Origin of the sequence: Roseateles sp., assembly GCF_036486225.1 — a bacterium.
Taxonomy (GTDB): domain Bacteria; phylum Pseudomonadota; class Gammaproteobacteria; order Burkholderiales; family Burkholderiaceae_C; genus Roseateles.
The window spans coordinates 1-6,606 of record NZ_DASVNZ010000013.1 but is presented as its reverse complement, the minus strand read 5'-3'; the positions used below and the strand labels follow the sequence as shown (position 1 = coordinate 6,606).

5 protein-coding genes are annotated in these 6,606 nt (G+C 69.1%); 3 read left to right on the top strand and 2 right to left on the bottom strand.

Annotated features, from left to right (window positions below; all coding sequences use genetic code 11):
- Positions 1–387: 387 nt before the first annotated feature.
- Positions 388–693, top strand: a complete 306-nt coding sequence (locus VF536_RS01395; protein WP_331612992.1) for a DUF883 family protein — start codon at positions 388–390, stop codon at positions 691–693.
- Between the two features lie 57 nt (positions 694–750).
- Here the strand turns inward: VF536_RS01395 and VF536_RS01390 are convergent, their stop codons facing one another.
- On the bottom strand, positions 751–3,084 hold the full coding sequence (locus VF536_RS01390; protein ID WP_331612991.1) for a GGDEF/EAL domain-containing response regulator: 2,334 nt from the start codon (positions 3,082–3,084) through the stop codon (positions 751–753).
- Between the two features lie 164 nt (positions 3,085–3,248).
- Between VF536_RS01390 and VF536_RS01385 the strand changes: the two genes are divergently transcribed.
- Together VF536_RS01385 and VF536_RS01380 are read left to right on the top strand one after the other, a co-directional pair.
- Positions 3,249–3,662: a phage holin family protein gene (locus VF536_RS01385; RefSeq protein ID WP_331612990.1), complete on the top strand. Its 414-nt coding sequence runs from the start codon at positions 3,249–3,251 to the stop codon at positions 3,660–3,662.
- A complete protein-coding gene (locus tag VF536_RS01380) occupies positions 3,659–4,024 on the top strand; it encodes a hypothetical protein (protein WP_331612989.1) in 366 nt (121 codons plus the stop codon). The genes VF536_RS01385 and VF536_RS01380 overlap by 4 nt, the downstream gene beginning before the upstream one ends.
- On the opposite strand, the gene VF536_RS01375 is transcribed toward VF536_RS01380, so the two are convergent.
- Complete coding sequence (locus tag VF536_RS01375) at positions 4,015–6,495, bottom strand: YgiQ family radical SAM protein (RefSeq protein WP_414710249.1); 2,481 nt, start codon at positions 6,493–6,495, stop codon at positions 4,015–4,017. The genes VF536_RS01380 and VF536_RS01375 overlap by 10 nt on opposite strands.
- Between the last annotated feature and the right edge of the window lie 111 nt (positions 6,496–6,606).

Here is a 6,606-nt window from a genome sequence, read left to right as displayed (position 1 = left end):
CGTGCTGCGCCGGGCCGGCGCCAACCCGTTCCGCGATCCGGAGCTGGAGGCGCTGGAGGGTCAGGTCTTGATCGTCGAAGGCGAACGCCGCGAGCGCTATTTCCTGGTGCGCCACTACACCGTTTGCGACGACGATGACGGCTCCCATGACGGGCTCCCATGACGGCTCGCCCGGGTGATGCCCCCCTTTGGCGCCCCACCCGGGAGCGAAATCTGCCGGAAGGGCGGACATGGCCCCCCGCATTGGCAAATTGGCAAACCCGCGTGCCGCGGTCGGACACCCGTCAGGGCGACTTGCCGAGCACTGCTCGACAGACGTACAACCGGACTCCGTCCCGCGCCGATGCGCTTTCTGATCCCACAAACCGACCAAAAGGAGTAACGCTCATGGCCAAGACCTCTCCCTCCGACCGCCTGCTGCAGGACCTGAACCAGGTGGTGACCGACGCCGAATCGCTGCTCCGCGCCACGGCCGACCAGACGAGCGCCGGCGCTTCCGAGCTGCGTGCCCGCGTCCAGTCGACGTTGGATCGCGCGAAGTCCAGCCTCGGCGACTTCCAGGCGGCCGCCGTCGATCGCGCGAAGGCCGCCGGCAAGGCGACCGACGACTATGTGCATGACAACCCGTGGCAATCGGTCGGCGTGGCCGCCGGCGTCGGCCTGCTGATCGGGCTGCTGCTGACCCGCCGCTGAGCGGGCAGGTGATCGGCGACGGCGTCCGTGCCGCCGTCGATCAGTGACAGCCGTCGTTCAACGACCGCTGTTGACCGGTGCGGCGCACGGCGCTGCCAGCACCGTCTGGGCGACCGCCTGAGGCGGATTCGTTTCCCAGGCCTTGGGCGCCGCCAGCCAGCGGTCCAGTTCGTCCGCCGGCATCGGCTTGGCGAACAGCCAGCCCTGACCCTCATGGCAACCCAGCGCCAGCAGGTGCTGGCGTTGTTCCTCGGTCTCGATGCCTTCGGCGACGACCCGCATGCCGAGGCTGCACCCCAGGTTCACCACCATCTGCGCGATCGTCGCGCCGGCGGCGGAGCTCTGCGCCTCGCGCACGAACGCGCGGTCGATCTTGAGCCGTTCGACATCCAGACGCCGCAACTGGCTCAGGGACGAGAAGCCGGTGCCGAAGTCGTCGATCGCGACCGAGGCGCCAGTGCCGCGGATCTCCGCGAGCACGCGCAGCACGGCCGAGACCTCTTCCATCGCCATCGACTCGGTGATCTCCAGCTCCAGCGCGGCGCCCGGCACGTCGGCATCGGCCAGCGCGCGGCGGACCGTGTCGATGAAGGCGGGATGGCGGAACTGCGCCAGCGAGATGTTCACCGCGATGCGGAAGTCCGAATAACCAGCGTCGCGCAGCTGGCGCACCTGGCGGCAGGCGGTCCTCAGCACGAATTCGCCGATCGGGACGATCAGCCCGGACTGCTCCGCCAGCGGGATGAACTGGTCGGGCGGCACGAACTTGCCTTCGTCGGTGCGCCAGCGCAGCAGCGCCTCGGCGCCGATGACGCGGTGTGTGGCCAACTCGACCTGCGGCTGGTAGACGACGAACAGCCGGCGCTCCTCGAAACTGGCGCGCAGGCCCTTGAGCAGCTTGAAGCGCTCGCGGGCGTCGACGCCCATTTCCGGGGAGAAATACTGCGAAGCGCCGCGGTTGCCCGCCTTGGCGCGCTTGAGCGCGATCTGCGCGTCCAGCAGCAGCTCGGAGCCCAGCGCGCGCGACTGGGCGAGGCGCACCAGGCCGGTCGTCGCCGACAGCTGCAGCCGCTCGCCGGCGACTGTGAAGGGATCCTCGAAGGCCGTGCCGATGCGGTGGCCGTTGACCATGTCGTCCGGCCCCAGCAGGCCGAAGGCGTTCGACGAGATCCGCGCCATCGCGGTGTTGAAACCGAGCCGTTGCGCGAGGCGCTGCGACACCGCCTGCAGCACCTGGTCGCCGAAGCGATGGCCGAAGGCGTCGTTGACGTCGGCGAAGTCGTCCAGGTCGATCAGCGCCAGCGTGATGCCTTCGGGCGATTTGAGGTTGTGCTCCAGCAGCTCGATGAAACGGGTGCGGTTCGGCAGCTGCAGCAGCGGGTCGTTGTAGGCCTGGTCCGTCAGCTGCGTGTACAGCATGACGTTCTCGAAGCCGACGGCGATGTTGGAGCAGAACGCGCGCAGCAGCTGGCGGTCGAGCTCGTCGAGCTCGCGCTGGACCTCGACCAGCGCCGCCATCGCGCGCCCGCTGGGCAAACCGAAGAACAGGACGGTGCAGCCGTCCTCGTACAGGTTGTGGCCCGCCGACAGGCAGCGCCCGAGCAGCTCGCGGATCTTGCCCGCCGGCACCGCGTGCAGCGGCCGGTTGATCAGCGAGCTGTACTGGCCGGCGGCCGCGATCACGCGGGCCTCGCCGCTGGCGTCGCCGCTGTGGTGGCTGTTGGCCTGCACGCAGACCAGGCCCTCGGGCAGCGTGCCCAGCAGCGCGCACAGCTGGGTGACCACGCCTTCGGCGAAGCGGTGCAGGCCGTGCTGGCGGCCGAGCTCGGTGCTGGCCTCGACGATCATCTCCAGGCCTTGCCGGTTCGCCTCCAACGCGCGGATCTGGCGGTACGACCGGATCGCGGCGGTCAGCACCGTGTAGAGCCGGGTGCGGGTCAGTTCCGACTTGGTCTTGTAGTCGTTGATGTCGTAGGCCTGGACCGTCTCGATCTCCGGCGCGTAGCCCGGCTGACCGGTCCGCAGCACGATGCGCACGGCGCGCTGGCGCAGTTCCTCGCGGATGTGGCGCACCAGTTGCAGGCCGGCGTCGTCGGACTCCATGACGACGTCCAGCAGCACGACGGCGATGTCGGGTTCGTGGCCCAGCAGCGAGCGGGCCTCGGCGGCGGACTTGGCGTGGAGGAAGGCCAGCGGCTGGCCCTCGACCTGCAGCCCCTGCATCGCGAGCTCGGTGGCCTTGTGGACGTCGGTGTCGTCGTCGACGATCAGCACCCGCCAGGGCTTGCGGGGTTCGCCGGGTTCCTCGGACGCGTGTTCGTGGTCGTCCAGGAACTGCAGCAGGTCGTCGTCATCGACGGCGGAGTGCGGCGTGTGCTGGCGATCAGGCATTGAATGGACCTTGTCAGGCCGGCGGCGCGGGGTCCGCGCAACCAAGCGTTACCGCACTGTAGCCCAAGGCCTGAGGCCGGATCGGACAAAGAACGCCCTCGTTTCCCCCGATTCAGTGATAGCTTTCGCACACCGAGAGGACGGACACAGAGGAGAAACAATCGATGGAATCACGCGATCCGGGGCTGACGGAGCGGCTGCGGCGAGTGGCCGACCGGGCGCTCGAACTGGCCCGCGTGCGGCTGGAATTGCTGGGCGTGGAACTGCAGGCGGAGCTGCTGCGCCTGTTCGGCGCGCTGACCGCACTGCTGCTGGCCTTGCTGCTGGGTGTGGCGGCGTTGCTGATGCTGGTGTTCGCCGCGCTGCTGTGGGTGCCCGACGTCTGGCGGGCCCCCGTGGGTGCGGGGCTGGGGGCGGCCTTCCTGATCGGTGCCGCGGGATGCTGGTACTGGGCGAAGCAGCAGCTGGCGGCCGGCAAGCACTTCGCGGCGAGCGTCGCGGAGCTGGCACGCGACCGGCGGGCGCTCGAGCCCGAGGACGGTCCGGGTAGCCAGGACGGCCAGGGGGCCCGGCGGTGATGTGGGGCGACGCGCGGCAGCGGCTCCAGCTGCGGCAACTCGAACTGCAGCTGCGCAGCGCCGAGTTGCGGCTCGGTCTGCGCAACGAGGTGCAGGGACTGGAAGGTCCGATGCGATGGGCCGAGCGTGGCCATGGCCTCTACCGGCTGGCGGGCAGCCTGCCGCGACTCTGGCGGACGGTGGCCGCACTGGCTGCGGCCGGGGGGCTGGCGGGCTTGATCAGAGCCTTCCGCCGGCATGACCCCGAGGCCGCCGACAGTTCGCCGGGGCGGATCGCCCGGCTCTGGGCGTGGGTCAGCCTGGGGTGGAAGGTCTGGCAGTGGGTGAAGCCTGCGGCGCCACCCGCCGACGATCAGCGCTGACCGCGCTTGGAGGCAGGTTTCGGCGCCGGCTTGCCCGTCGGCGCGGACTTGCCACCCGGCGCGGACTTGCCGCCCGTCGTGAGCTGGCCACGCGGCGCCGGCTTCGCACCGGTCACGCGTGGCGGCAGGCCGGTGTGCTGGGTCAGGATCTGGCCCGAGCGCGGCTTGTTCGGCGCGACCTTTTCGCCGGCGTGCGTCGAGTTCTTGCGCCGCGCTGATTCATAACCGCCGTCGGTCGCCGGCTGGAAGGTCGGAATCAGGTGGTGCTTGCCGTTGCCGATCAGGTCGGCGCGGCCCATGTCCTTGAGCGCTTCGCGCAGCAGCGGCCAGTTGTTGGAGTCGTGGTAACGCAGGAAGGCCTTGTGCAGGCGACGACGGCGCTCGCCCTTGACGATGTCGACCGGCTCGCTGTCGCGGGTGACCTTCTTCAGCGGGTTCTTGCCCGAGTGGTACATCGCCGTGGCCGTGGCCATCGGGCTCGGATAGAAGGTCTGCACCTGGTCCGCGCGGAAGCCGTTGCGCTTGAGCCAGAGGGCGAGGTTCATCATGTCCTCGTCCGCCGTGCCCGGGTGCGCCGCGATGAAGTAGGGGATCAGGAACTGCTTCTTGCCCGCGGCCGCGCTGGCCTGCTCGAACAGCTGCTTGAAGCGGTCGTAGGTGCCGATGCCCGGCTTCATCATCTTCGAGAGCGGACCGCCCTCGGTGTGTTCCGGCGCGATCTTCAGGTAGCCGCCGACGTGGTGGGTGACCAGTTCCTGGATGTATTCCGGCGACTCGATCGCCAGGTCGTAGCGCAGGCCCGAGCCGATCAGGATCTTCTTGACGCCGCGCAGCGCGCGGGCGCGCCGGTACAGCTTGATCAGCGGACCGTGGTCGGTGTGCAGGTTCGGACAGATGCCGGGATAGACGCAGCTCGGCTTGCGGCAGGCGGCCTCGATCTCGGGGCTCTTGCAGCCGATGTGCCACATGTTGGCGGTCGGGCCGCCAAGGTCCGAGATGATCCCGGTGAAGCCCTTGACCTTGTCGCGGATGTCCTCGATCTCGCGGATGACCGAGTCCTCGCTGCGGCTCTGGATCACGCGGCCCTCGTGCTCGGTGATCGAGCAGAAGGTGCAGCCGCCGAAGCAGCCGCGCATGATGTTCACCGAGAAGCGGATCATTTCCCACGCCGGGATCTTGGTGGCGTGATCGTGGCTGCCGTTCTCGTCGGCGTAGACCGGGTGCGGGCTGCGGGCGTAGGGCAGGTCGAAGACGTGGTCCATCTCGACCGTCGTCAGCGGGATCGGCGGCGGGTTGAACCAGACGTCGCGGTCGACGCCGCCAGACGAATGGCGCTGCACCAGCGCGCGCGCGTTGCCGGGGTTGGTCTCCAGATGCAGCACGCGGTTGGCGTGGGCGTAGAGGACCGGATCGCTCTTGACCTGCTCGTAGGCCGGCAGCCGGATCACGGTGCGGTCGCGCGGCGTGACCAGCGCGCGGCCGTCGGTCTTGGACAGCGTCTTGCGGATGATCTTGATCGGCTTGATCTCGGGCATGCCCGGCTGCGGCGCGGCATCCGCCACCGGAGCGCCCGGCGAACCTGCAGCACCCGGCATGGCCGCGGCCTGCGCCTGTTCCTGCTGCTTCGAGCAATCGGTGCCCTGATCGGCGGCCGCTTCCTCGGTGGTCATGTAGGGGCTCAGCAGCGCGTCGATCTTGCCGGGCGCGTCGACGTCGGTCGAGTCGATCTCGAACCAGCCGTCCAGCGAGGCGTCGTCCGGCCTGCGCATGAAGGCGGTGCCGCGCACGTCGGTGATGGACTCGATCGGCTTCTTCTGCGACAGGCGGTGCGCGATCTCGATGATCGCGCGCTCGGCGTTGCCGTAGACCAGCAGGTCGGCCTTCGAGTCCACCAGGATGGAGCGCCGGACCTTGTCCTGCCAGTAGTCGTAGTGGGCGATGCGGCGCAGCGAGGCCTCGATGCCGCCGATGATCACGGGGACGTCCTTGAACGCCTCCTTGCAGCGCTGCGTGTAGACCAGCGTCGCGCGGTCGGGACGCTTGCCGGCGCCGCCGCCCGGCGTGTAGACGTCGTCCGAGCGGATCTTCCGGTCGGCCGTGTAATGGTTGATCATCGAATCCATGTTCCCGGCGGCCACGCCGAAGAACAGGTTGGGCTTGCCCAGGGCCCGGAACGCGTCCGGCGAATGCCAGTCCGGCTGCGCGATGATCCCCACCCGGAAGCCTTGCGCCTCGAGCGTCCGTCCGATGACCGCCATGCCGAAGCTCGGATGGTCCACGTAGGCGTCGCCGCTGACGATGATGATGTCGCAGCTGTCCCAGCCCAGTTGCGTCATCTCCTCCCGCGACATCGGCAGGAAGGGGGCGGGACCGAAGCGTTTCGCCCAGAACGGGCGGTACGAGGTCAACGCCTTCTGGCCGGTCTTCTTCAGATCGGACAGCGGACGGGTAGGCGGGGGTGCGATGGACACGGCGGCGGCTCGGGCGTGGGCAACCGGGTATTGTCGCCGCACCCTGGGGTTCACCCCGAGGCACCCTGCATAAATACAGGGCTTTCCGACGGAAAGCCCGTTATTCCCGAG